This window comes from Roseibium litorale (genome assembly GCF_014842915.1).
Taxonomy (GTDB): domain Bacteria; phylum Pseudomonadota; class Alphaproteobacteria; order Rhizobiales; family Stappiaceae; genus Roseibium; species Roseibium litorale.
Genome location: NZ_JACYXI010000009.1, coordinates 57,905 through 83,194, shown reverse-complemented (window position 1 = coordinate 83,194; position 25,290 = coordinate 57,905). Strand labels below are relative to the sequence as shown.

Genomic DNA, 25,290 nt, shown 5'->3' with positions numbered 1-25,290 from the left:
TTGGGAAAGCTGCTGTGAAAACTCCGCAGCAATTCACCCGTGCCGCTGGATGTCGTCTTCGTCCAGATAGGTGCCGGACTGGACCTCGATCATCCGCACGGGGATCTTGCCCGGGTTGAACAGCTTGTGCCGGGCGCCCAGAGGCACATAGGCGGACTGGTTTTCCGTCAGATACTCCGCCTTGCCGTCAATCGTGACTTCCACCGTGCCGGAAACCACCACCCAATGTTCGGCCCGGTGCAGGTGGCTTTGCAGGGTCAGCCCCTTGCCGGGCTTGATCATCATGGATTGAACGGAGAAGCGGTCACCTGCATTGATCCGTTCGGTCCAGCCCCAGGGGCGGTAGCTGCGCGGGTGGGCATCGGCCTCGCGGCGGCCTTCCTTTTCAAGGGCTTCAACGATCTTCTTGACGTCCTGCGCCTTGTCCTTGTGCGCGACCAGAACACTGTCGCGGGTCGAGATCACCAGCACGTCGGAAAGGCCGATAACGGAAACGAGACCCTCGTCCGCATAGGCAAGGCAGTTTTCCGAATTGAGGAAACGGGTGTCGCCAAGGCCGCTGTTGCCGTTTTCATCTTTCGCCAGGACGCCCCAGATCGCGGACCAGGAACCAAGGTCATCCCAGCCCGGCGCCATGGGCACGCAGGCTATGCCGGTGGCCCGTTCCATGATCGCATAGTCGATTGAGATGCTGCCGATGCGGGCAAATGCCTCGGGATCCATGCGGATGAAGTCGAGATCGGCTGAGCGGGTTTCAAGGGCCGCGCGGATGTCGGCCATCAAATCCGGCTGATGGGCCTCAAAGGCCGCGATCATCGTCTTGGCGGCATAGAGGAAGATGCCTGCGTTCCAGACATAATTGCCGTCGGCCAGGAAGGCTTTCGCCCGCTCCGCGTCCGGCTTCTCGACGAAGGCGGCCACATCACGGACCGGGCCGGTGCCTTGGTCCAGGCGGATATAGCCGTAGCCGGTATTCGGCTCTTGCGGGGTGATGCCGAAGGTGACGATCCGGCCTGCTTCAGCTGCCGGAACGGCATTGGACACCGCGTCAAGGAACTGGTCTTCCCGCTCGATCATGTGATCGGAGGGCAGCAGAAGCACCAGCGCATCCGGGTTCTGTTCGGCCGCCAGCAGGGCCGCCATGGCGGCAGGGGCCGCGGTGTTGCGGCCCATGGGCTCCAGCAGGATGGCGCTGGCGCTGCGGCCAGCTTCCGCGAGCTGTTCTCCGATGAGGAAGCGGTGATCGTGATTGCCGATGACGATGGGGTCGGCAAAGGCATCTCCAGCCACCCGGTTCAGTGTTTTCTGAAACAGGCTTTCCCCGTCAAAGATCGGCAGGAACTGTTTCGGCCGGTCCTTGCGCGAAAGCGGCCAGAGCCTAGAGCCGATACCGCCGGAGAGAATGCAGGGAAAGATCATGAGACAGGCGGTCCTTGAGATTGACCAGGGGGTTGAACCAGGATCTTGCATAGGTAGCGAAAGAGCGCCGGTCTGGCCATAGGCAGAAATCCGCCGGGAGGCCAACGGTGGACAAAAGCTTCGCCGGTTTTCAAATGAAATGTTATGCTATAACGTGTCCGCAACGGGCCGTCCGGCCTGCTGCTGGAGTGCCACGGCGCGGCAGGCTTATTGGGCGGGGAACAGGTTGCTGTTATGAATGCGATGGAGAAGCCCGCATTGAGCGGGCAGGACCGGCAAGCGCCCTTGGTGCGGCTGGAACGGGCCGGGGTTTCCAGCGGCGGGCGCTGGCTGGTGCGCGGTGTGGATCTGTCCGTGTCGCCCGGCGAGATTGTCACGCTGATCGGACCCAATGGCTCGGGCAAGTCGACCTCTGCCAAGATGGCGCTGGGAATTCTGAAGCCGAGTGAAGGCAAGGCCGAGCGCAAGCCAGGGCTCAAGGTCGGATATGTGCCGCAAAAGCTTCTGGTGGACTGGACGCTGCCTTTGACCGTGCGCCGCTTCATGGCGCTGACGGTGAAGCTGCCGGATGCCCGGATCCTTGCCGCGCTGGAGCGCACGGGAGCAGCTCATCTGATGCGGGCAGAGGTGCGGCATCTTTCTGGCGGAGAGTTGCAGCGGGTTCTGCTTGCGCGTGCAATCGCTGTCTCGCCCGACCTGCTGGTTTTGGATGAGCCTGTTCAGGGCGTGGACTATTCCGGTGAAATCGCAATTTACGAGCTGATTTCCCGTCTGCGGACGGAGATTGGCTGTGGTGTCCTGATGATCTCACATGACCTGCATTTGGTTATGGCAGCCACCGATCAGGTGATCTGCCTGAATGGCCATGTCTGTTGCCGCGGCACGCCTTTGGTTGTGTCACAAAGCCCTGCATTTCTGGAGCTTTTCGGGCACAGGGCCGGTGCGGGTATCGCGGTCTATCAACACAATCATGATCATGTTCATCTGCCGGATGGCCGGGTGCGGCATGCCGATGGGACAGTGAGCGAAGACTGCGCCGGCGAACATTGCGACGCGCCTCATGATCATGCCGATCAAGCGCATGACCATTGCGCTCACCTCGATCAAGGCCATTCCCACGCTCATGGGGAGAGCTGCGGCCAAGGCCATTCCCACGATCACTCACATCATGGTCACTCACGTGATCAGTCAGGCGCACCCGTGAAGGAGACAGCGGATGCTCGATGATTTCTTCACCCGCGCCATTCTCGCTGGGCTTGGCGTTGCCATTGTGGCCGGGCCGCTCGGCTGTTTCATTGTCTGGCGGCGGATGGCCTATTTCGGCGACACCTTGTCCCACGGCGCTCTGCTGGGCGTGGCGCTATCCCTGCTGATGCAGGTAAACACGACCCTGACCGTCTTCGTCGTCAGCTCCGCCCTGGCGGTCCTGCTGCTGCTTTTGCGCCGCCAAGGCACGCTGTCATCCGACGCGCTGCTGGGTCTTTTGTCCCACTCGGCGCTTGCCATCGGTCTGGTCTGCCTGGCCTTCATGACCTGGGTGCGGATAGATCTTCTGGGGCTGCTCTTTGGCGATATCCTTGCGGTCAACCGGCAGGATCTGCTGTTGATCTATGGTGGCGGGGTTCTTGTTCTGGCCCTGCTGGCCTGGATCTGGCGGCCCTTGTTTGCAGCAACGGTCAATCCGGATCTGGCGGCTGCCGAAGGCATCAAGCCGGAGCGGGTCAATCTGGTGTTCACACTGCTTCTGGCCGGTGTCATTGCCATCGCCATGAAGGTGGTCGGGGTGCTTCTGATCACCGCGCTCCTGATCATTCCGGCAGCCAGTGCCCGGCGCTTGTCCTCGGGACCGGAAATGATGGCGGTCATTGCGTCGCTACTGGGCTGTGTTGCCGTTGTTGCCGGCTTGTTCGGATCGCTTAAGTGGGATTCGCCCTCCGGCCCGTCGATTGTCGTCGCGGCCATGGGCATTTTCATCGTCAGCCTTGCGCCCTGGGAGCGGCTTCTGGCAAAACGGGACTTCAAGCGGAGCACCAATCCATGACGGCCCACGAGCATACCCACCACGATCATGATCAGCCGACGCTGACCAAGAACCAGGCTCTGGTTTTTGGTGCGCTGGACGGGGCAGAAGGGCCGTTGACGGCCTATGCGATCCTGGATCAGCTGCGCGAAGACGGTTTCCGTGCGCCTCTGCAGGTCTACCGGGCTCTCGACAAGCTGGTCGAGTTCGGCATGGTTCACCGGCTGGAAAGCCTGAATGCTTTCGTCGCCTGCCGCCATCCTGGCTGCGTGTCCCATGAAAGTGCGGCTTTCGCCATCTGCGAAGAATGCGGAAGTGTGCAGGAGTTTTCGCCGGAAGAAGCCATGCGCGTGCTGAAAGCCTGGGCCGATGCCAAGGGCTTCACCGCCAGCAAGACCACCGTGGAACTGCGCGGCCGCTGCAAGGATTGCGCGGCAGCGGCCTGAGCCGTCTGAAGAGCGTTACTGCGTGACCGCAAGCGTCGCGAGCGCTGCCTCGATTTCAGAGGTCACTGTGCTGGAGGTCGGCTTGGTTGGCGTCGCGAACCAGGCGATGATCTGGCCGTTGGGGCCAACCAGGTACTTGTGGAAGTTCCAGTAGGGGCGGGCGGCAATGCCCATCTGACTGGCGGCCCATTGGTAGAACGGATGGGCCTCGTCCCCCTTGACGTGAACCTTCGCGGTCATCGGGAATTTCGCGCCGAACCGCACCTCGCAAAAGCCTGCCAGCTCTTCGTTGGAGCGTGGCTCCTGGCCGCCGAAGTCGTTGGAGGGAACACCAAGCACCACAAGACCCTTGTCCTTGTATTGCTCCCAGAGGGTCTGCAGATCACCGATCTGCTCTTTGAAGCCGCATTCCGTTGCCGTGTTCACCACGAGAAGCAGTTTGCCCTTGTAGGTGGACAGGGGCATGGCCTCGCCATGGGCGGTCTCAAAGGAAAAGTCATAAGCGGACTTATCCGGGCCTTCCGCTGCCGTGGCCGGAAGAAGCGGCACGATCAGCCAGGAGAGGCAGGCGACGAGATAAGAGAGATTCAGGCGCATGGTGTCAGTCCTGTCTTGCCGGATTGTTGGGGGAAGTCCCCAATCTCCGGCCGGTGCGCACTGGATACGCAGAAGCGGGCACTCCGGTTCAGTCCGGTCTGAAAACAGCTTACTGCACCTTCCGCCCGCAGGACAGAAGGTGCAGCGCGTCTTTGCCCGGAGCAGGCATTAGCGGACCCGCGTCCAGGCCCCGCCTTCATTGGACGAGCGGATGCAGGCTGCGATAAAACGCATGCCGGAGAGGCCGTCTTCGATGCCGGGATAGGTCACACCATCCGGAGCGGACCTGCCGCTGCGGGCCGCGCGGATGGCATCAGCCGCCTCCCGGTAGATGGTCGCAAAGCCTTCCAGATAGCCTTCCGGGTGCCCGGCCGGCACGCGGGTCACCCGCTCGGCGGCAAGCGTGCTGCCTGCACCGCCCCGTGTCAGCAGGCGCTTCGGCTCACCAAAGGGCGTGTACCAGAGCTGGTTCGGATTTTCCTGGTGCCATTCCAGCCCGCCCTTGTCGCCATAGACGCGCAAGGTGAGGGTGTTTTCATTGCCCGGCGCCACCTGAGAGGCCCAGAGCATGCCCTTTGCCCCGCCGTCGAAACGCAGAAGGACAGAGACATTGTCATCCACCCGGCGGCCCGGAACGAAGCTTGTCAGATCCGCCAGAACCGTGTCCGCCGTCAGACCTGAGACGAAACAGCCGAGCTGATAGGCATGGGTGCCGATGTCGCCGATACAGCCGCCAGCGCCGGATTTGGAAGGATCTGTGCGCCAGGCTGCCTGCTTGTTGCCGGTGTCTTCCAGATCTTCCGTCAGCCAGTCCTGGGCATATTCCATCTGCACCAGGCGCAGGGTGCCGAGCGTTCCCGCCGCCACCATTTCCCGGGCTTGCCGGATCATGGGATAGCCGGAGTAGTTGTGAGTCAGAACGAAAAGCTTGCCGGAGTTTTCGACAGCCTTCGCCAGCTCTTCCGCCGCTTCCAGAGTAGAGGTCAGCGGCTTGTCGCAGATCACGTGAATGCCAGCCGCCAGAAAGGCTTTGGCGACAGGGGCGTGCATGTGATTGGGCGTGACGATGGCGACCGCTTCAATGCCGTCCGCACGGGCAGCTTCCGCCGCCGCCATCTCCTGGAAGCTGGCATAACAGCGCTCCGGATCCAGCCCAAGCTCTGCGCCAGACGCCTTGGCCCGGTCTGGATCGGAGGAGAGGGCGCCGGCCACAAGCTGATAGGCCCCGTCGATCCGGGCAGCGATACGGTGAACCGCACCGATGAAAGCGCCCTGGCCACCGCCCACCATGCCGAGACGGACGGGGCCGTTCAGGTCATTGCTCATCTGAAAGCTCCTTCAGCTCAGGCCCAGCATGCGGCGGTTCTTGGCGTCGTCTGCCGCAGCCCCTGCAAAATCGTCAAAGGCATGCTCTGTGACGCGGATGATGTGATCGTTGATGAAGGGAACCGCTTCCGCTGCCCCGTCTTCCGGATGTTTCAGCGCGCATTCCCATTCCAGCACCGCCCAGCTGTCATAGTCATAGGCGGCAAGTTTGGAGAAGATCCCGGCAAAGTCGACCTGACCGTCGCCAAGCGAGCGGAACCGTCCGGCGCGGTTGACCCAGGGCTGGTAGCCTGAATAGACGCCCTGGCGGCCATCCGGATTGAACTCCGCGTCCTTGACGTGGAAGGCCTTGATCCGTTCGTGATAGATATCGATGAAGGCGAGATAATCCAGCTGCTGCAGAACGAAATGCGACGGATCATAGTTGATGCAGCAGCGGGCATGGCCACCGAGGGCATCCAGGAACATCTCGAAGGTGGCGCCATCGAAGACGTCCTCCCCCGGATGGATCTCATAGGCAACGTCGACGCCTTGCTCGTCATAGACGTCGAGGATCGGCTTCCAGCGCTTCGCCAGTTCACTGAAGGCCGTGTCGACCAGTCCTGCCGGGCGCTGGGGCCATGGGTAGACATAGGGCCACGCAAGAGCGCCGGGGAAGCTGACGCTGACATCCAGCCCGAGATGGCGGCTGGCGGTGGCGGCCTTCTTCATCTGGTCGATGGCCCATTCCGTCCGTGCCGCCGGATTGCCGTGCACGGCTTCGGGGGCAAAGGCGTCAAAGGCGTCGTTGAAGGCCGGGTGAACGGCGACAAGCTGTCCCTGAAGGTGGGTGGAAAGCTCGGTCACCTCCAGCCCTCTGTCGGCTAGAATCCCCTTCAGGTCGTCGCAGTAAGTTTTTGAGCTTGAGGCTTTTTCCAGGTCGAAAAGGCGCGCGTCAAAGGTCGGGATCTGCAAGCCCTTGTAGCCGAGATCCGCCGCCCATCCGGCAATGGCCTCAAGGGAATTGAACGGCGCGGTGTCGCCAGCGAATTGAGCCAGAAACAGACCTGGCCCTTTCATGGTTTTCATATGGTTTCGCTCCCATTTTCGTGCGCCAGGTTCTGCTGGCGGGGTCTATGGTATTTGAGATGGCTGCGCCGGCTGGGGCAGATGATCCGATTGGGTTCTGGCGATGGCCCGCCCTGAATAGACGACCGTCTGCAGGTCCTTGGCAGGCGTGCCTTCGATCAGCGCGAGGACTTTGGCGGCCAGGTCTTTGCCCGCCTCGCGGAAGTTTTCGGTGATGACATTCAGTCCAGGCCGGAACCAGGTCAGCAGATCGAAAGAGGACTGCTTTGAGACAATGTCCAGCTCGCGGCCAAGACAGAGGCCTGCCTGTTCCGCCCCAAAACACGCGCCGATGCCAGCCCCCGCGCTGCCCGCGACAATGCCATCCGGCGGGTTGGGCCCGGACATGAGCTTGCGGATCGCTTCCGCGATTTCCTGAATGCTGTTTTGAAGACTGACCGAGGTCAGCGGCACCGCGTGAAGGCTGTGATCGTTCAACCCGTTCAGGAACCCGTCCTGCATATGGCGGGTGTAGGTGAGACCGGCAGGCGGGGCGATCAGGGCTAGGCGCTTGCGTCCAAGTCCGGCAAGAAGCGACACAGCATCGCCTGCAAACGCCTCGTTGTCATAGTCGTGAAAGGCGTGGGTGATGCCCATCTGCGTCCGCCCGTGAGTGGCGAAGGGCATGCCATGCTCATCGAGATAGCGGACCCGCGGGTCGTCCGCCCTCGTCGTTGACAGGATGACCCCATCCGCAGAGCCGGTTTCCACCACATAGCGCACCGGATCCATGGGATCCTGACGTCTGGTATAGGGCGTCAGGACAAGGTGGTAGGGCGTGCCAGCCAGAGTTTCCGAAATGCCCTGAATCATCTGGCTGGTGAGGCCGATGATTTCCTCTTCCGTATCCAGGATCAGACTGATGACGTTGGTCCGTCCGGTCCGCAGACGCACGCCGGCCCGGTTAGGGCGGTAGCCGACCTGTTTGGCCACCAGCTTAACCCGCTGCTTCGTGGCCTCGCCGATGTCCGGCGCGTCCTTCAGTGCCTTGGAAACCGTGGTGATGCCGAGACCGGTCATGAAGGCAATTGTCTTCAAGGTCGGGCGCTGGTCACCTGCTCCGGCAATCTTGCGCTGAGCCTGCGGCTTGCCGGTTTCCGGCGCGGCGTCCGGAGCGCCCGGGCCTTCTGCTTGTATGTCTTTCACGGGCCTGTCCTCGCCGGAATGCTTCATGGTGTCTTTGCAGCTTTCTAAAGCGGCCCGGTGCCGCGGAAAAGGTGCCGGACGAGAATGCGGCGGTTTCAGGGTAAGAGGCAGCGCCACGCGAAAGCGGCAAGCGATCATTGCCTAAATACTAAAACGTTACAGTTATTTGGCAAGTCCCTGCGGGTAAATCAGCCGGAAATGATGCCTGACGCCTCTTTATTTTGCACGTGCTAAGGCGACCATTGCTCGCAATGGTATATATTCGAGAGGGTGAAATGAGTATGTGAAACAAGCCTTTACTCTTTATAGATAAAGGGTTTTGGAGGATGTCTCTCTGGAAGGATATGGGCTGTGAGGAGTGGTTTTCGCAGGTGCACAGTCAGATTTATTTTGAGCATTGAAATTTTGAAATTACGTCGCTAGGCTCAAACTATAACGTTGCAGTACTGGGAGGAAGTGCAATGGCACGGAAGAGCATTCTGACTGTCCTTATGACCGCGGCAGCCATGCCGTTTTGCGTAAGCGCGCAGGCGACCGATCTTGAAGTTACCCATTGGTGGACGTCGGGCGGTGAGGCTGCTGCTGTGGCTGAATTGGCCAAGGCGTTCGATGCAACCGGCAACCACTGGGTGGATGGTGCCATTGCGGGATCCGGCGGCGTTGCCCGTCCGATCATGATTTCCCGCATTACGGGCGGCGACCCGATGGGGGCGACGCAGTTCAATCATGGCCGTCAGGCTGAAGAGCTGGTGGAAGCCGGCTTGATGCGTGATCTGACCGACATTGCCGAGGCCGGAAAATGGAAAGAAGTGGTCAACCCGCCGAGCCTGCTCGACAGCTGTACGCTTGATGGCAAGATCTATTGCGTGCCGATCAATATTCACTCGCAGCAGTGGCTGTGGCTGAACAATGACGTGTTCAAGAAGGCCGGTCTCGAAGTTCCGAAGAACTGGAACGAGTTTGCCGCCGCAGCTCCCAAGCTGGAAGAGGCTGGGATCGTGCCGCTCGCCATGGGGCAGCAGCCCTGGCAGACTTCACTGGCCTTCCAGGTTCTGCTGGTCGCGGTTGCCGGTCCGGACACCTACAACAAGGTCTATGGCGACAAGGACGCTGAACTGGCCGCAAGTGACGCACTGGCGCCGGTTTTCGAAGCGGCAGTTCAGGCCCGCGACATGTCCAAGAAGTCCAATGTCCAGAACTGGAACGATGCGACCAGCATGGTCATCACCGGCAAGGCTGCCGGTCAGATCATGGGGGACTGGGCACAAGGGGAATTCCAGATCGCCGGCCAGACCGCAGGCAAGGAATACACCTGTCTTCCGGGTCTTGGCATGAACGAGGTGATACAGACCGGTGGCGACGCCTTCTACTTCCCCAAGGTCGATGACGCAGCTATCAATGAGGCACAGGGTGTTCTGGCCAATGTGATGATGTCTCCAGAGACCCAGGTGGCCTTCAACCTGAAGAAAGGGTCGCTGCCGGTGCGCGGTGACGTCGATCTGACGGCTGCCAACGACTGCATGCGCAAGGGGCTCGATATCCTCGCAAAGGGCAACATCATCCAGGCGCCCGATCAGATGATGTCCGCGGACAGCGTTCAGCAGATCAACGATCTCTTCGTTGAGTTCTTCAACGACCCTTCAATCTCGGCAAAGGACGTTCAGACCCGCTTCGCGGCCATCGTGGCTGACGCGGAATAAGACCGTTCAAAGACGCATCTGGGCCCCGTTCCCGCCGCCCTCAGTGTTTCCGGGCGCGGCGGGAAGTTCCCCTTCCGGCGAAGGTGTTTCCGCTTTTTCCGGAAGGGGGCTTGCGGACCCTTGTTTGTGAAACCGGGTTAAGAAGGCTCATCAAAGTATGGCGGTAACGGCGCGCCCCGCGAGGTGGCATAGAAATCTCAGTGCCAAGATTGCGGCAATCCCAATGATTGCAACAGCCTTGGTGGTCTTTGTCGGCGGAACGGCGTGGACGGTGGTCTACTCGTTCACCAACTCCAAGCTTCTGCCCAGGGAAAAGTTTGTCGGCCTGGACCAGTACGAGCGTCTGTGGGGAAGTGCCAAGTGGCTCATCTCCATTCAGAACCTCGCCATATATGGTGCTTTCTCACTTGTTTTTGCGCTGGTTGTGGGTTTTTTGCTGGCGGCGCTGCTGGATCAGAAGATCCGCTTTGAAGATACGTTCCGGACGATCTTTCTCTATCCTTTTGCTCTCAGTTTCATCGTGACCGGTCTTGCCTGGCAGTGGATCCTCAATCCGGATTTCGGCATTCAGGCGGTCGTGCGCGGCATGGGCTTTGAGAGCTTCACCTTCGACCCGCTCTATAATCCCGACATCGTCATCTACGGAGTTCTGATCGCCGGCCTGTGGCACGAGACGGGCTTGATCATGTGCCTCATGCTCGCGGGCTTGCGCGGTATCGATGAGGACATCTGGAAAGCTGCCCGCGTTGACGGCATCCCGATGTGGAAGACCTACCTCTACATTGTCATTCCGATGATGCGGGGCATCTTCGTGACGGCCGTCGTGCTGATCGCTTCCGGCATCATCAAGGTCTATGACCTGATTGTCGCGCAGACCGGCGGCGGGCCGGGCATCTCCTCGGAGGTTCCCGCAAAATATGTCTATGACGCGATGTTCCTGTCGCAGAACCTCGGTCAGGGCTTTGCTGCCTCAACCATGATGCTGCTGTCGGTCATCATTGTCGTCGTGCCTTGGGCCTATCTCGAATTCGGAGGCAAGGCGCGCCGTGTCTGACACTGTCACCATGAAGGGCAAGCCCCTGACGTATTCCGCTGCTGAAACAGATCCAGCAGTTCCCCGGCATGCCGGATCAGCTGTTGCCGTTGGCCCGAGTGGCAGCAAGCCGCAGAAGAAACTCTCCAGGCGCAACATCGTTCTTTATGGGGTTCTGATCCTCGCAGCGCTCTATTACCTCCTGCCGCTCTACGTGATGGTCATCACGTCCGTGAAAGGCATGCCGGAGATCCGGCTGGGAAATATCTTTTCACCGCCGGTGGAGGTTACCTTCGCGCCCTGGGTGAAGGCCTGGAGCGAGGCCTGTACGGGCCTCAACTGCGACGGTCTCTCCCGGGGCTTCTTGAATTCGGTTCAGATCCTGGTGCCATCGGTGATCCTGTCGATCATCATCGCTTCGGTGAACGGCTACGCGCTGGCCAATTGGAAATTCAAGGGCGGCGAGGTGTTCTTCACGATCCTGATCGTCGGCGCCTTCATCCCCTATCAGGTGATGATCTATCCGATCGTCATCCTTCTGCGGGAGGTCGGTCTCTATGGCAGCCTGACCGGTCTGATCATCGTTCATACGATCTTCGGCATGCCGATCCTGACGCTTCTGTTCCGCAACTACTTCGCCTCGATGCCCGAGGAACTGTTTAAGGCGGCCCGCGTGGATGGGGCAGGGTTCTGGCAGATCTACTTCCGGATCATGCTGCCCATGAGCCTGCCGATCTTTGTCGTTGCCATCATTCTGCAGGTGACCGGCATCTGGAACGACTTCCTTTTCGGCGTGATCTTCACCAAGCCGGACCTCTACCCGATGACCGTCCAGCTCAACAACATCGTCAACTCGACCCAGGGCGTGATCGAATACAACGTCAATATGGCGGCCACGATCCTGACCGGCCTGGTTCCCCTCTGTGTCTATTTCGTCTCCGGAAAACTGTTCGTGCGCGGCATCGCGGCCGGCGCTGTGAAGGGATAAAGCCATGACAAGCGTATCTGTCCGTGATCTCTCCCTGAAGTTCGGCTCCCTCGAGGTTCTGCGCACGCTGAACCTTGATATTGACCAGGGCGAATTCCTCGTGCTGCTCGGGCCGTCCGGCTGCGGCAAGTCCACGCTGCTGAATTGCATCGCGGGTCTGCTGGACATTTCCGATGGCCAGATCTTCATCTCTGGCAAGAATGTCACCTGGGAAGAACCGAAAGACCGCGGCATCGGCATGGTGTTCCAGTCCTATGCGCTCTATCCGCAGATGACAGTCGAGAAAAACCTCTCCTTCGGTCTGCAGATTGCAGGCATGCCCAAGGACGAAATCAGCCGCCGTATCGAAAGAGCTGCTGAAATCCTCCAGATCCAGCCGCTGCTCAAGCGCAAGCCGGCCCAGCTGTCCGGTGGCCAGCGCCAGCGCGTTGCCATCGGCCGTGCCCTGGTGCGGGATGTGGATGTGTTTCTGTTCGACGAGCCCTTGTCGAACCTGGATGCCAAGCTGCGGGCCGAGCTTCGGGTGGAGCTGAAGCGCCTGCACCAGAACCTCAAGAACACCATGATCTACGTCACCCATGACCAGATCGAGGCCTTAACCCTGGCGGACCGCATTGCGGTGATGAAGGGGGGCATCATCCAGCAGCTCGACGCGCCGCTGACGATTTACAACCGGCCGGTCAATCTGTTCGTGGCAGGGTTCATCGGGTCTCCGTCGATGAACTTCCTGCCGGGGCGCATCGAGGGAAGAGGTGATCAGGTCCGTGTCGTGCTCGGAAGCGGGTTGAGTGTTCCCCTGGACGGGTATGAGGCCGGTGAGCCTCTCCGGGACTCTCTTGAGGTGGTCTTCGGCGTCCGGCCTGAGCATTTGACGGTCAGCAGGGAGCCGACTTCCGGCCCCTCGCTTCCTGCGGAAGTGGAATTGGTCGAGCCGATGGGCGCTGACAGCCTGGTCTGGCTCCGGCTTGGAACAAACTCCATGTCGGTGCGTACGGAAAGCACGGCGGGCTTCCTGCCGGAGGACGCCGTCCACGTGACCTTCGATCTTGCGCATGCCTCTCTCTTCGATGCATCCACCGAAGAGCGGATCTGAGGCCATCATGACCACCACTGCCATGCAAACCCTGCAGCCTCAGTTGCGGGATCAGGGTCTTGATCTGGCCGGAACATGGGACCTGTGCGATAGCACCGGCTCCTTTGCAGCGCGCATGAAACTGCCGGGAGACGTGATCACTGGTCTGGAGCAGGCTGGTCTGATTCCTGATCCTTATACCGGCCGGGCAGAATATGACCTGCGCTGGATCGCGGAGCGGGATTGGACCGTGTCGCGCAGCTTTGATCTTGCCGATCCGGCAGCGTCTCCCCATGGCTGGGTGCTGGAACTGGAGGAGCTCGACACGGTTGCGGAGGTTTTCGTCAACGGCGCGAGCGTGCTCAAGGCGGCCAATGCTTTCCGCCGCCATCGGGCTGACGTAACTGAGCATCTGAGACCGGGACACAACGGGATCGAGATCCGCTTTGTCTCCAATATTGATGCTGCCGCCAGGCTTCAGCAGGCGCAGCCGTTCTTTGTGCCCTATCATGATGGCAATTGCCCGATCCCCAACGGCAATATGCTGCGCAAGGCCCAGTGCCACTTCGGCTGGGACTGGAACATCGCGCTGGCGCCTTTCGGACTTTACGGCGCTATCCGCCTGGAACCGAAACCAGTGCACAGGATCGGCCGCCTGTCGGTCAGCCAGATCCACCGGGGCAGCACGGTTGATCTGATCCTGCGCATGAATGTCGAGGCTGTAGCGGCTGGTCCCGTTTATCTTCAGGCCTCGGTTGCGGGGGCGTCTTTCAAGGAGGAGGTCGTTCTTTCCGCCGGGACAACACGGCTCGAGTGCCGTTTGAGCGTCGAAAACCCGGACCTGTGGTGGCCTGCCGGACATGGACCGCAAACGCTTCATGAGCTCGAAGTCATGGCTGGAGACGCCGTGGTCCGCAAGGCCATTGGATTCCGCGACCTTCAACTCGACACATCGAAGGACGGCAAGGGCAACCGCTTTTGTCTGACGGTCAATGGGCGGGAGATCTTCTGCCGGGGTGCCAACTGGATTCCCGCCGACGCGCTTCCAGGCCGGGTTACCCGTGAAAAAACGGAAGCGCTGCTGGCATCCGCGCTGGCCGCGAACATGAACATGATCAGGGTCTGGGGTGGCGGTCAGTATGAACCGGATTGGTTCTATGACTACTGTGACGCCAAAGGCTTGCTCGTGTGGCAGGACTTCATGTTCTCCTGCAATCTCTATCCCTCGACGCCAGAGTTTCTCGGGGAGGTGACAGAAGAGGTGCGCGAACAGGCCGCCCATCTCTCGGCGCACCCTTCCATCGCGCTTTGGTGCGGGGACAATGAGCTGATCGGCGCACTGACCTGGTTTGATGCGTCTATCAGGAACCGGGACCGCTATCTGGTCTCCTATGACCGGCTTAACCGGACGATTGAGGCCGGTTTGAAGGCAGAGCTGCCGGAGGCGGTCTGGTGGCCGTCCAGTCCGTCCCCAGGCCCCATGTCCTTCGGCGATGCGTGGCATGACGACAGTTCCGGCGACATGCACTTCTGGTCGGTCTGGCACGAAGGCAAGGACTTTGCCCACTACCGGGACATTGCACCCCGGTTCTGCTCCGAATTCGGTTTCCAGTCCTTTCCGTCGATGCATGTGATCCGGGAGTTCGCGGGAGAGGACGATCTGAACATTGCCTCACCGGTTATGGAAGCGCACCAGAAGAATGCCGGTGGCAACGCCCGGATCGCGGAGACGATGTTCCGCTATTTCCGCTTTCCCAGGGACTTTGAGAACTTTGTCTATCTGTCCCAGGTCCAGCAGGGACTGGCGATCCGCACTGCCGTGGAATACTGGCGCTCGCTGAAGCCCCATTGCATGGGCGCGCTCTACTGGCAGCTCAACGACACCTGGCCGGTCGCCTCCTGGTCCAGCCTCGATTATGGCGGCGGCTGGAAGGCCTTGCATTTTATGGCCAAACGCTTCTTCGAGCCGGTTCAGGTCTTTGCGCTGCCGGATGAGGACGGAACCTTAAGCCTTTGTGCCGTGAACGATATGCTGGAGCCGGTGCAGCTCACCTGTGCCGTGGAGCGCTGGAACCTGCAAGGAGGCTGTGAGACCCTGTTCGAGGTTCAAGCCGATGTTCCGGCCGATAAGGCCGTTCGGCCCGGCCACCCGGTTCTTCGCGAGGCCGGAGCCGGCGAGCTGCTGGTACTGCGCTGGCGCTCGGCCTGCGGGCGTTCCGGCTGCGATCATGTCATGCCGAAAGCCTATAAGGGACTGGCACTGGCTCGTCCGGCGATCGCGATGTCCCTTGAACCTGTTGATCCGGATGGGGCTGGGAACGTTGTGGCCGCGGTTACCCTGACCACGGATAAGCCGGCCCTGTTCGTGGCACTGGAGGCTGACCGGCAACTGGTTCTCTCCGATAACTTCTTCACCCTTCTGCCCGGTGTGCCGGTGACGGTCACCGTAACCGGCACACCCGGTGCCTTGCAGACCGGACAAGACGGCCTTTCGGGCCTCCGCGTCCGCACTCTCTATTCCAGTTCAAGGGACTGACACGGTTCAGCACCCTGATGACGATCCAAGAGGAGCAACTTGAAATGACTGCTTTTTCCTTTCAGCTGTACAGTGCCCGGGAATTTCCGCCGCTCGAAGGCACCTTGAAGACGGTGGCTGATGCCGGTTATGCCCAGGTTGAGGGCTACGGGCCTGTTTATGACGATGCTGCGGCCACCCGGGCCGCGATTGACGCCGTGGGCCTGACGATGCCCACCGGCCATTTCTCGCTCGATCTTCTGGAAAACAACGAAGAGAAGGTGCTCGACATCGCGCGGACGCTGGGCATGAAGGCGATCTATTGCCCCTATATCATGCCGGATGACCGCCCGTCGGACAGCGCGGGCTGGGCGGCCTTTGCCAAGCGTCTGGAAGCGCTCTACGTGCGCTATTCGGCACGTGGCTATGATTTCGGCTGGCATAACCATGACTTCGAATTTGCAGCTCTACCGGATGGCAAGGTGCCGATGGAGATCATCCTCGACAATGCGCCCTCGATCAGCTGGGAAGCGGACATTGCGTGGATCGTGCGCGGCGGGGCCGATCCGCTCGACTGGATCAAGCGCTATGGTTCGCGGATCACGGCGGTTCACGTCAAGGACATCGCTCCTGAGGGCGAGAACAAGGATGAGGATGGCTGGGCAGACGTCGGCCACGGCACCATGGACTGGAAGGGCATTATGGCGGCTCTGAAAGGCACCAAGGCGTCCGTCTTCGTGATGGAACACGACAAGCCCAATGACTGCGGCCGCTTCGCGGCCCGATCCATCTCCACCACCAAGGCCTGGTAAGGTTCAGCATCATGAGTAAGACACTTGGCGTCGGCATTATCGGATGCGGCAATATCTCGACGACCTATTTCAAATACGCGCCCTTGTTCAAGGGTGTCGAGATTCGCGGCTGCGCGGATCTCAACCGGGGCGCCGCTCAGACCAGGGGCGAAGAGTTCGGCGTCCGGGCGATGACGGTCCATGATCTTCTAAAGGCCGATGACATTGATGTGGTGGTCAACCTGACCATTCCGGATGCCCACTGGCCGGTTTCCAGGGAAATCCTGTCAGCAGGCAAGCATGTCTATTCGGAAAAGCCGCTGGTCCTCAATCTGGAAGAGGGCAGGGCCATGCAGGCTTTGGCAGCCGAAAAGGGCTTGAAGGTCGGGTCTGCCCCGGACACGTTCCTGGGCGGTGCGCATCAGCGTGCCCGCAAGGCCATCGATGAGGGACGGGTTGGCAGGATCACGGCCGGCACCTGCCACGTCATGAGCCACGGCATGGAGCATTGGCATCCGAACCCGGATTTCTTCTTCCTCCCGGGCGGCGGTCCGATCCTGGACCTCGGGCCTTACTACATCGCCAATCTGGTCAATCTGGTCGGGCCGGTGAAGCGCGTGGCGGCTCTGACCTCCATGGCAACCCCGACACGGACGATTTCCAGCCAGCCGAGGGCCGGGGAGAAGATTCCGGTCAAGACGCCGACCAACATTCATGCGCTGCTGGAGTTCGTGAACGGTGCCACAATCACGCTTTCCGCCAGCTGGGACGTGTGGGCGCACAAGCACCAGAATATGGAGCTCTATGGCACGGAAGGCTCGCTCTATGTGCCCGATCCGAACTTCTTCGGCGGGGATGTGGTCCTAACCGGACGGGACGGCAAAGAAGAAACGCTGGCGGACGACGGCCATCCCTTCGGCATCGCCAACCAGGAGCACAACGGCCGCCACTTTGCCAACTACCGGGCCGCAGGTCTGGCGGACATGGTGCAGTCTATCGCGACCGGCAGCGACTACCGCTGCTCTCTCGACCGGGCTCTTCATGCGGTGGATGTAATGTGCTCGATCCTGAGGTCCGGAGAAACCGGCTCCTTCATTGACATCGAGACGCCATGCGAGCGTCCTGCGGCTCTGCCGAAAGAACAAGCTGAAGCGATGCTCCGCTGAGCTTGAGGCGCGTAGGCTCACCCGGATCTTCAGGTCCGGGTGAGGGCAGCCCTCTTGTTCTCAGACATTGCGGCGCAGGGTGCTTTCGGCGGGGCCGGTGTAGCGGATGCCAAGCTTGTCTTCCGTTCGCCAGACAACTTCGACTGGCCGCCGCGTGCTTTCATTGTCGATGTAGAGCAGGAAGGCGCTGGGTACGCCCATTGTGCTGGGGAGAGTTAGAAGCGCGCCGCCATCGCTCGTGTTCCGGATGGTGCAGTTGAAGACCTGCGACAGGCCGCCAAAAACGATCCGTCCGGATTTCAGCGTTCTGCGCCGTTCACTGCCTCTGCGTTCGTCTTCCATCGTAACCACTATTCCTTTGCCCACATGCATTTGCGCGGAGTGACCGGGTCAGAACGCGCCCAACGTTCCCCGGAAAACCCGTGCCTTGATCTCTGCCAAGCCGTTCTCTGATTTGGAAGTATCAGACAATACAAGTGCTTGGTTTGGCACTCTTGCCTCTTCTCCTGCCTGGTGCCTCAGGATCGAACCGGCTCATTCATAAGCCGATTTTATTTCAGATCCAAGGCGGAATGGAACTGCATAAAGCAAAAGCTGCAAAGCCGAACATTGCTACCGCTTGAGAGGTGGCGGCTGGAACTGTGGAAGCTCGGCTGGCTGGTTGAGGTGCCAGAAGCCCGTTCGTCTGTGTGATTCTTGCCTGACTTGCGGGAAAAATGGGCTTCCGGGGCCGCTTTGGAGAGCTTGTCTTCCCTGTAGCCTTGCCGTAAGCAACACTCGGCTGGCCTGAAGGCTCAGGGAAACCGCGCTGCTGCCTCACTTGTGCCATTAAACCATTGAAGAGAGGCTTACCTGGGCGTTTGCCACCCGCCGGGTGAGACGGTATTGTGGCGCCCGCCTAAAAGGTGTGGCCCAGAGCAAAAGCGCAGAAGCAGGAACAAGACACGCATGTCCGATATTTTTCGTGAAGTCGATGAAGACATCCGCCAGGAGAAGTACCGTCGGCTTTGGGATCGTCTTGGCCCCTGGGTTATCGCGCTCGCCGTTTTGATCGTTGTCGGCACCGGTGGTTACCGCGGCTGGATCTACTGGCAGAAGGGCAAGTCCGAGGCTGCGGGTGACGTCTTCTTCGAAGCGGTCCGTCTTTCCGAAACCGGGGACAGTGCCGCCGCTCAGGCCAAGCTCAACGAGCTGTCGCAAAGCACTGGCGGCTATCCGGTTCTTGCCCGCATGCGTGAGGCCAGCGAATTGGCCCTCAACGGCAAGAAAGCCGAGGCAATTGAAGCGTTTGATGCGATCTCCAAGGACGGTTCGGTTGAAAACGCCTTGCAGGACATTGCAAGGTTGCGGGCTGGTTTCCTGGCCGTGGATACAGAAGACTATGCCGCCGTTTCTGCCCGTCTTGAGCCGATGAGCGGAACCGGCGAGCCGTTCCGTGCTGGCGCGCGCGAGATCCTGGCGCTTGCTGCCTGGAAGGCGGGTGACACTGAGGCTGCCCGCAGGTGGATCGGCATGATCGAAGAAGACACGGGCACCCCATCCGATATTTCCCGCCGGGTCACCATCTTGAGCGACGTCATCACCGCAGATAACGGCAGTGCCGGTGAAACAGCAGATTCATCTGAAGGAACAAAGCAGTGAGCAACATCCATAAAGAACGCAGCTGGTCGTCCATCTGTGGTGTGCTCACCCTGTCTTTGATGGTGAGCGCCTGTGGAGGCGTGTCCGAGTTTACCGACTCCATCAACCCCTTCTCAAAGGAAAAGATCCTACAGGGCGAACGCCAGCCGGTCTTTGACGGCGCGGACCCGGCAGCTGTCGCTCAGGCCCGCCCGGCCAAGATCGGCGCGGCCTCCGGCGGCCAATCCTGGCCGACCGCTGGTGGCGGTCTCACCAACGACCCGGGCAACGTCGCAGTCAGCATCTCTGGCGGCCGCGTCTGGCGGGCCTCTATTGGCGCTTCCGGCGGCAGCTTCACTTCGAGCGCGCTGCGTACCTCCGCCCGTCCTGTTAGCGACGGCAGCCGGATCTATGTCTATAAGCCGAATGGAGACGTCATCGCCCTAAGCACCGGTGGTGCCCGCCTCTGGACCCGGTCCCTGCGCCCTGAAGGTGAGAAGGATGTGGCACCCGGGGGCGGCGTGACCGTTTCCGGCAATCGTGTCTATGTTTCCACCGGTTACAGCCAGGTGGTCGCTCTCGATGCGTCTTCCGGTCAGGTTGTGTGGACTGGCGCGCTTGGAACGCCCGCACGTGGCGCTCCTGTTGCCAGCAACGGGCTGGTCTTTGCTGTGACCGATTCCAACGAGGTCTATGCCCTGAACGAATCCGACGGCACCGAAGCCTGGAATTATGCTGGTATCAGCGAGACGGCTGGCGTACTCAGCGCGGCCAGCCCCGCCGTGTCCGGTGGCCGGGTGATCGTCCCGACTTCCGCTGGCGAAGTCATGGCGCTTGACGTCAAGAAGGGTGAGCCGGTTTGGATCGACGCGGTCGCCCGCGGCTTCCGCACCTTTGCCGTCTCTGGTCTCTCCGATGTATCAGCAAGCCCGGTTGTGGCGGACGGCACGGTCTATGCGACCGGTGTTGCCGGCCGCACGATCGCGACCTCCCTCAAGACCGGACAGCGGATTTGGGAGAAGGATCTGGGCGCGGTGCACACGCCGGTCGTCTCCGGCTCGTCCCTGTTCCTGGTCGATCTTGACGACCGGATGGTCGCTCTGGACCGTAAAACTGGCGATACTTTGTGGTCTACACAGCTGCCAAAACCGGAAAAAAAGAAGAAGCGGCGTAATTGGGCCGGTCCGGTCCTTGCGAACGGAGTGCTTATCGCTGTATCCAGCGACGGACGGCTTGCGAAGATCGATGCTGCTTCCGGCCAGATCATGAACACCAGCGACGTGAAGACCGATGTCTACGTGACGCCGATTATCGCCGGCGGCCGTATGATTGTGTTGGACGGATCGGACGCCGTCGCCGCCTTCAACTGACCGGACAGCCGGTCAGCGCGGCCTGTCAGGAGTACTCACCGTGGGCGCAACCGTCGCCATTATCGGACGGCCGAATGTCGGCAAGTCCACTCTTTTCAATCGTCTCGTCGGCAAGCGCCTCGCGCTGGTCGACGATACGCCGGGCGTGACCCGCGACCGCCGGCCTGGCGAGGCGCGTCTTGGCGACCTGCGCTTCACCATCATCGACACCGCTGGTCTTGAAGATGCGGACTCCGCATCGCTCGAAGGCCGCATGCGCAAGCAGACGGAAGAAGCGATCAGCGAGGCGGACGCCGTTCTCTTCGTGATCGATGCCCGTGCAGGCGTGACGCCGCTCGACTCTCATTTTGCCGCTGTTGCCCGCAAGACGACGACGCCGGTCATCCTTCTGGCCAACAAGGCCGAGGGCAAGGCTGGCATGTCCGGGCTTTACGAGGCCTTTTCCCTGGGCCTTGGCGAACCGATTGCCATTTCCGCCGAGCATGGCGAAGGTCTGGCCGACCTTTATGACGCTCTGCTGCCTCATGTGGAGCGGGTGGAAGAGGAAGAGCAGGCGGCAACCGAAGAAGCCAAGACCGATCTGGATGTGGACGAGGACGGCGAACTGCTGGACGAAGACGAGCCGGTGGGCACGCTGAAGCGTCCGCTCCGGGTTGCCATCGTTGGCCGCCCGAATGCTGGCAAGTCGACCCTGATCAACACGCTGCTCGGCGAAGACCGCATGCTGACCGGCCCGGAGGCCGGGATCACGCGCGACTCCATTTCCGTCGACTGGGAGTGGCGCGAGCATCACATCAAGCTGTTTGATACCGCCGGGATCCGCCGCAAGGCGCGCGTGCAGGAGAAGCTGGAAAAGCTGTCTGTTGCAGATGCCCTGCGGGCGATCAAGTTTGCAGAAGTCGTGGTCGTCACGCTCGATGCGACCAATGCGTTCGAGAAGCAGGATCTGCAGATCATCGATCTGGTGGCCCGCGAAGGCCGCGCTCTGGTCATTGCGATTAACAAGTGGGACCTGATCGAAGACCGGGAAGCTGCCTGGAAGCTGATCAAGGACGCAAACGAGCGCTACCTGAACCAGATTCGCGGCGTACAGATCGTGACCCTGTCGGGTATTCAGGGGCAGGGTGTGGACCGGATGCTGGAAAGCGTGTTCACCGCCTATGAGGCCTGGAACAGCCGCGTTTCCACCGCCAAGCTGAACCGCTGGCTGGAAAAGGTCACCGTCAACCATGCGCCGCCAGCCGTTGCAGGCCGCCGCGTGCGTCTTCGTTACATGACCCAGGCCAAGACCCGTCCGCCGCATTTCGTGGCCTTTGCCTCGCGTCCGGAACAGCTGCCTGAGAGCTACACCCGCTATCTGGTCAACTCGCTGCGCCAGACCTTCAACATTCATGGCACGCCCATCCGCTTCTCCTACCGCAAGGGTGACAACCCTTACGCGGTGAAGAAAAAGCGGAAGATCCAGTAGGGGCGGGCGTTGCCCGTTTAAATGAGGAGCTGCCGGATCCCGGTCAGCTCCTCAACTTTGTAAAGCCGCTGATTGCCTGACAGGAGCACCAAATGTCTACAGACCGGTACGAGTTCGCCATTGCCCTTGCCAAGAAGGCCGGTGAACTTGGCGTGAGCTATTTCCGCCGCCTCGAGACGCTGACGGTGACCTCCAAGGGTCATCAGGACATGGTGTCCGAGGCCGACCGGGACGTTGAAGCCCTGGTGCGCGACGAGCTGGCGAAGGTCTATCCGGACGACGGCATTCTCGGCGAAGAGCATGGCCGCATCGCAGGCACGAGCGGCTACACCTGGGTCATTGATCCCATCGACGGCACAGCCAATTTTGTTGCCAGTATCCCGCAATGGTGCGTGATCATCGCCTGCATCTATGAAGGCGAAACGGTCATCGGTGTTATCCATGATCCGGTGGCGGGCGAAACTTTCCATGCCATGCGCGGCAAGGGCGCGTTCCTGGGCGACCGTCCGATCAGTGTGTCCGATAGCGACAGCCTCTCCCGCGGATCGCTGGGCGTCGGCTTCAACGGCCGCACCAAGCCGGCGGATGTGGTCGAATGCGTTTCCCAGCTTCTGGCGGCCGGTGGTGTTTTCTTCCGCAATGCCTCTGGCGGGCTGATGCTCGCCTACACAGCAGCCGGACGCCTGATCGGCTATATCGAGCCCCACATGAACGCCTGGGACTGCCTGGCAGGCCTCCTGATGATCGAGGAGGCCGGCGGCAAGGTCGAGCCCTTCGATGTGGACAAGTCCCTCGACGCGGGTACCCGCATCGTCTGCGGCGGCCCTGGCATCTATGACGCTGCCAAGGCGATTGCCGACGCGTCGTTTTCGTGAGGGTTAAGATCCGGCTACGGGAACCCGTCCACCGCGCCGTCCCGGACGGAGCGTAGCGCTGATCCGGGACCTATTCGCTGTTCATGCTGTTGAAAATGGCAGGTCCCGGCTCAAGGCCGGGACGGCGCGGAGAAAGTTCGTGGCGTCGTGGGTCTGCAAAACAAAAAAACGCCCACGAGCAACGCGGGCGCCTGAGGTTGATGAAAAAGCCTCCCCACCCTTAAGACCTCTATGATCTTGGGAGTAAACGGCTGTCTTCCCCGCGAAGGCGGGGATCCAGTAGCCAATTGAGATAGCTATTTTTTCCTGAAAACGTGAGCCACGGGCTGGATCCCGGTCTTGGCGCTCACACGCCAAACCGGGATGACATCGAAAGGTTTTTACCTTTGTCAGCAGTCTGAGGCGATCCTCTCTCAGAACGCCCTGAACGCGCCGGTTTCCCGCTCATAGAGCATGCCTGTCTCCGTCAGAGCGGGAGAGAGCAGCTTCAGGATGTCCGCAACCACCTCGGAGGGGTGGGGCAGCTTGGAGGCGTCTTCGCCCGGCATGGCCTTGGCGCGGAAGCCGGTGCGGACCGGGCCCGGGTCGAACAGGTTCACCCTCAGGGGACTGTTCTGCATCTCATGGGCATAGGTTCGCGCCAGAGCCTCTAGACCGGCCTTGGAGACCGACTGAAGCCCCCAGAACGGGGTGCAGTCGCGCACATGCGAGGTGGTCATGAACACCACGCGCGGCGCATCAGACTGGCGCAGCAAGGGATCGAGCGAGCGGATCAGGCGCCAGTTGGCCGTGACTGCCGTCGACAGAACCTTGTCGAAGTCCTTGATGCCGATATGGCCGAGCGGCGACAACGTGCCGAACTGGGCGGCATTGCCGACCAGTATGTCCAGCTTCTTCCAGCGCTCGAAAATAGCGGCGCCAAGCCGGTCCAGGGCGTCGTAGTCGGTGATGTCCAGCGGAACCAGGGTGGCCTGACCGCCTGCAGCCTGGATCTCGTCGTCAAGCTCTTCAAGCGCGCCGACGGTGCGGCCAACGGCGATCACGTGGGCGCCGCGCGCCGCCAGTTCCTTGGCCAGCTGATAACCGATGCCACGGGGCGCACCTGTGACCAGAGCGACCCGTCCTTCCAGTTCCTTGTTCATGCTGCTTGGCCCTTACCGTACTTCCACCAGACGCGGGATCCGGGCCAGTTCCTGATCTTCGGACAGGTCCGTCAGCGGCGTCGGATAATCGCCGGTGAAGCAATGGTCGGTGAACTGCGGATTGGCGTTGTCACGGCCGTCATAGCCCATGGCCTTGTAGATGCCATCGACGGAGACGAAGGCGAGGCTGTCGGCGCCGATATAGGTGCGCATTTCCTCAAGGCTGTACTTGGCAGCCAGCAGCTTCTCGCGCACCGGCGTGTCGATGCCGTAATAGTCGGAGAAACGGATCGGCGGGGAGGCGAGGCGGAAGTGGACTTCCGTGGCGCCCGCATCGCGGATCATCTGCACGATCTTCACCGAGGTGGTGCCGCGCACGAGGCTGTCGTCGATCAGGGTAACGCGCTTGCCCTGGATGATCGCCTTGTTCGCGGAGTGCTTCAGCTTCACGCCGAGGGTCCGGATCTGCTGGGTCGGCTCGATGAAGGTCCGGCCCACATAGTGGTTGCGGATGATGCCCAGCTCGAAGGGAACGCCGCTTTCCTGGCTGTAGCCGATGGCAGCCGGCACGCCGCTGTCCGGAACCGGAACGATCACGTCACTGTCCGCATGGGATTCGCGGGCCAGCTGGCGGCCCATCTCGCGGCGCACGTCATAGACGCTGCGGCCGCCGACGATGGAGTCCGGACGGGCGAAGTAGATATACTCGAAAATGCACGGACGGGCCGGTTTGCGGCCGAACGGGAAGAAGGATTCAATCCCGCTCGGGGTGCAGACGATGACTTCGCCGTTCTCGATCTCGCGGATGAAGGTTGCGCCGATAATGTCGAGGGCACAGGTTTCGGAAGCGAGGATCGGAGCGCCGTTCAGGTCACCCAGGACCAGCGGGCGGATGCCGAGCGGATCGCGGGCACCAATCAGCTTCTTGTTGGTCAGCGCGACCAGTGCATAAGCGCCTTCCATCTGGCGGATGGCGTCGATGAAGCGGTCGACGATCTTCTTCTCGCGCGAGCGGGCAACCAGCTGCAGAACCACTTCGGAGTCCGACGTGGACTGGCAGATCGCACCGTCTTCGATCAGCTGCTTGCGCAGGGTCAGCGCGTTGGTGAAGTTGCCGTTGTGGCAGATCGCAAAACCGCCGCCGGAGAGCTCCGCAAACAGCGGCTGAACGTTGCGCAGCGCCGGTTCGCCGGTGGTGGAGTAACGCACGTGGCCGACAGCGGCCATGCCCGGCAGACGGGAGATCGTGTCCGCGTTGGAGAAGTGGTCGCCGACCAGACCAAGGTGCCGTTCAGCCCGGAACTGATCCTTGTCCAGCGTCACGATGCCGGCGGCTTCCTGTCCGCGGTGCTGCAGGGCATGAAGGCCAAGAGCCGTCAGCGCGCTTGCATCCTCGTGGCCGAGAACGCCGAAAACACCGCATTCTTCACGGAGCCGGTCCGCATAGGGATCAAATGGCTCGAACATGTCGGTCTCGCCGGTCATGGCG

Annotated in this window: 22 protein-coding genes; 14 read left to right on the top strand and 8 right to left on the bottom strand. The window is 61.0% G+C overall.

Going from position 1 to position 25,290, the window contains the following annotated elements; genetic code table 11:
• Positions 1 to 33 precede the first annotated feature (33 nt).
• A complete protein-coding gene (locus tag IG616_RS14600) occupies positions 34 to 1,419 on the bottom strand; it encodes a mannose-1-phosphate guanylyltransferase/mannose-6-phosphate isomerase (RefSeq protein WP_192148896.1) in 1,386 nt (461 codons plus the stop codon).
• Positions 1,420 to 1,653: 234 nt separating this feature from the next.
• On the opposite strand from IG616_RS14600, the gene znuC reads away from it, so the two are divergent.
• The 3 genes from znuC to IG616_RS14585 are packed head-to-tail and all read left to right on the top strand — an operon-like array spanning position 1,654 to position 3,885.
• Positions 1,654 to 2,646, top strand: coding sequence for a zinc ABC transporter ATP-binding protein ZnuC (gene znuC, locus IG616_RS14595; RefSeq protein WP_281393105.1), 993 nt, complete (start codon positions 1,654 to 1,656; stop codon positions 2,644 to 2,646).
• On the top strand, positions 2,636 to 3,460 hold the full coding sequence (locus IG616_RS14590) for a metal ABC transporter permease (RefSeq protein ID WP_192148895.1): 825 nt from the start codon (positions 2,636 to 2,638) through the stop codon (positions 3,458 to 3,460). Before znuC ends, IG616_RS14590 begins: the two co-directional genes overlap by 11 nt.
• Entirely contained in the window at positions 3,457 to 3,885 is a 429-nt protein-coding gene (locus tag IG616_RS14585; protein WP_192148894.1) for a Fur family transcriptional regulator, read from the top strand. The genes IG616_RS14590 and IG616_RS14585 overlap by 4 nt, the downstream gene beginning before the upstream one ends.
• Positions 3,886 to 3,900: 15 nt before the next feature.
• Here the strand turns inward: IG616_RS14585 and IG616_RS14580 are convergent, their stop codons facing one another.
• From IG616_RS14580 to IG616_RS14565, 4 genes are all read right to left on the bottom strand, one after another.
• Positions 3,901 to 4,482 (bottom strand): glutathione peroxidase, encoded by a 582-nt coding sequence (locus IG616_RS14580; RefSeq protein WP_192148893.1) that lies wholly within the window; start codon positions 4,480 to 4,482, stop codon positions 3,901 to 3,903.
• Positions 4,483 to 4,650: 168 nt separating this feature from the next.
• Positions 4,651 to 5,808 carry a Gfo/Idh/MocA family protein gene (locus tag IG616_RS14575; RefSeq protein ID WP_192148892.1) on the bottom strand — a complete coding sequence of 386 codons (1,158 nt, stop codon included), beginning with the start codon at positions 5,806 to 5,808 and terminating at the stop codon, positions 4,651 to 4,653.
• 12 nt (positions 5,809 to 5,820) lie between these two features.
• Positions 5,821 to 6,876 (bottom strand): sugar phosphate isomerase/epimerase family protein, encoded by a 1,056-nt coding sequence (locus IG616_RS14570; RefSeq protein WP_246476250.1) that lies wholly within the window; start codon positions 6,874 to 6,876, stop codon positions 5,821 to 5,823.
• A gap of 45 nt (positions 6,877 to 6,921) precedes the next feature.
• Positions 6,922 to 8,061, bottom strand: coding sequence for a LacI family transcriptional regulator (locus IG616_RS14565; RefSeq protein ID WP_343072379.1), 1,140 nt, complete (start codon positions 8,059 to 8,061; stop codon positions 6,922 to 6,924).
• Positions 8,062 to 8,552: 491 nt separating this feature from the next.
• Here IG616_RS14565 and IG616_RS14560 point away from each other — a divergent pair, with 491 nt between their 5' ends.
• The 7 genes from IG616_RS14560 to IG616_RS14530 all read left to right on the top strand — a co-directional run bounded on the left by IG616_RS14560 (position 8,553) and on the right by IG616_RS14530 (position 17,326).
• Positions 8,553 to 9,761, top strand: coding sequence for an ABC transporter substrate-binding protein (locus IG616_RS14560; RefSeq protein ID WP_425504194.1), 1,209 nt, complete (start codon positions 8,553 to 8,555; stop codon positions 9,759 to 9,761).
• 157 nt (positions 9,762 to 9,918) lie between these two features.
• Complete coding sequence (locus IG616_RS14555) at positions 9,919 to 10,815, top strand: carbohydrate ABC transporter permease (protein ID WP_192148889.1); 897 nt, start codon at positions 9,919 to 9,921, stop codon at positions 10,813 to 10,815.
• 10 nt (positions 10,816 to 10,825) lie between these two features.
• Entirely contained in the window at positions 10,826 to 11,782 is a 957-nt protein-coding gene (locus IG616_RS14550; protein ID WP_192148998.1) for a carbohydrate ABC transporter permease, read from the top strand.
• A gap of 4 nt (positions 11,783 to 11,786) precedes the next feature.
• Positions 11,787 to 12,875, top strand: coding sequence for an ABC transporter ATP-binding protein (locus IG616_RS14545; protein WP_192148888.1), 1,089 nt, complete (start codon positions 11,787 to 11,789; stop codon positions 12,873 to 12,875).
• Positions 12,876 to 12,882: 7 nt separating this feature from the next.
• A complete protein-coding gene (locus IG616_RS14540) occupies positions 12,883 to 15,390 on the top strand; it encodes a glycoside hydrolase family 2 protein (protein ID WP_192148887.1) in 2,508 nt (835 codons plus the stop codon).
• A gap of 44 nt (positions 15,391 to 15,434) precedes the next feature.
• Positions 15,435 to 16,181 (top strand): sugar phosphate isomerase/epimerase family protein, encoded by a 747-nt coding sequence (locus IG616_RS14535; RefSeq protein ID WP_192148886.1) that lies wholly within the window; start codon positions 15,435 to 15,437, stop codon positions 16,179 to 16,181.
• 11 nt (positions 16,182 to 16,192) lie between these two features.
• A complete protein-coding gene (locus tag IG616_RS14530; protein ID WP_192148885.1) occupies positions 16,193 to 17,326 on the top strand; it encodes a Gfo/Idh/MocA family protein in 1,134 nt (377 codons plus the stop codon).
• Between the two features lie 60 nt (positions 17,327 to 17,386).
• On the opposite strand, the gene IG616_RS14525 is transcribed toward IG616_RS14530, so the two are convergent.
• Positions 17,387 to 17,668: a PilZ domain-containing protein gene (locus IG616_RS14525; RefSeq protein WP_192148884.1), complete on the bottom strand. Its 282-nt coding sequence runs from the start codon at positions 17,666 to 17,668 to the stop codon at positions 17,387 to 17,389.
• A 606-nt stretch (positions 17,669 to 18,274) separates the two neighbouring features.
• Here IG616_RS14525 and IG616_RS14520 point away from each other — a divergent pair.
• The 4 genes from IG616_RS14520 (at position 18,275) to IG616_RS14505 (ending at position 22,659) form a co-directional block, all read left to right on the top strand.
• Positions 18,275 to 18,967, top strand: a complete 693-nt coding sequence (locus IG616_RS14520; RefSeq protein ID WP_192148883.1) for a tetratricopeptide repeat protein — start codon at positions 18,275 to 18,277, stop codon at positions 18,965 to 18,967.
• Positions 18,964 to 20,316 (top strand): outer membrane protein assembly factor BamB family protein, encoded by a 1,353-nt coding sequence (locus tag IG616_RS14515; protein ID WP_343072377.1) that lies wholly within the window; start codon positions 18,964 to 18,966, stop codon positions 20,314 to 20,316. The genes IG616_RS14520 and IG616_RS14515 overlap by 4 nt, the downstream gene beginning before the upstream one ends.
• A gap of 40 nt (positions 20,317 to 20,356) precedes the next feature.
• Positions 20,357 to 21,784, top strand: a complete 1,428-nt coding sequence (der, locus tag IG616_RS14510; RefSeq protein ID WP_192148882.1) for a ribosome biogenesis GTPase Der — start codon at positions 20,357 to 20,359, stop codon at positions 21,782 to 21,784.
• Between the two features lie 92 nt (positions 21,785 to 21,876).
• Positions 21,877 to 22,659: an inositol monophosphatase family protein gene (locus tag IG616_RS14505; protein WP_192148881.1), complete on the top strand. Its 783-nt coding sequence runs from the start codon at positions 21,877 to 21,879 to the stop codon at positions 22,657 to 22,659.
• Between the two features lie 413 nt (positions 22,660 to 23,072).
• Here IG616_RS14505 and IG616_RS14500 read toward each other — a convergent pair whose 3' ends face one another.
• Together IG616_RS14500 and purF are read right to left on the bottom strand one after the other, a co-directional pair.
• Positions 23,073 to 23,801 (bottom strand): SDR family NAD(P)-dependent oxidoreductase, encoded by a 729-nt coding sequence (locus IG616_RS14500; protein ID WP_192148880.1) that lies wholly within the window; start codon positions 23,799 to 23,801, stop codon positions 23,073 to 23,075.
• A gap of 12 nt (positions 23,802 to 23,813) precedes the next feature.
• The gene (purF, locus tag IG616_RS14495) at positions 23,814 to 25,286 is read right to left on the bottom strand and encodes an amidophosphoribosyltransferase (protein WP_192148879.1); all 1,473 of its coding nucleotides are present in this window, start codon (positions 25,284 to 25,286) and stop codon (positions 23,814 to 23,816) included.
• Positions 25,287 to 25,290: the final 4 nt, after the last annotated feature.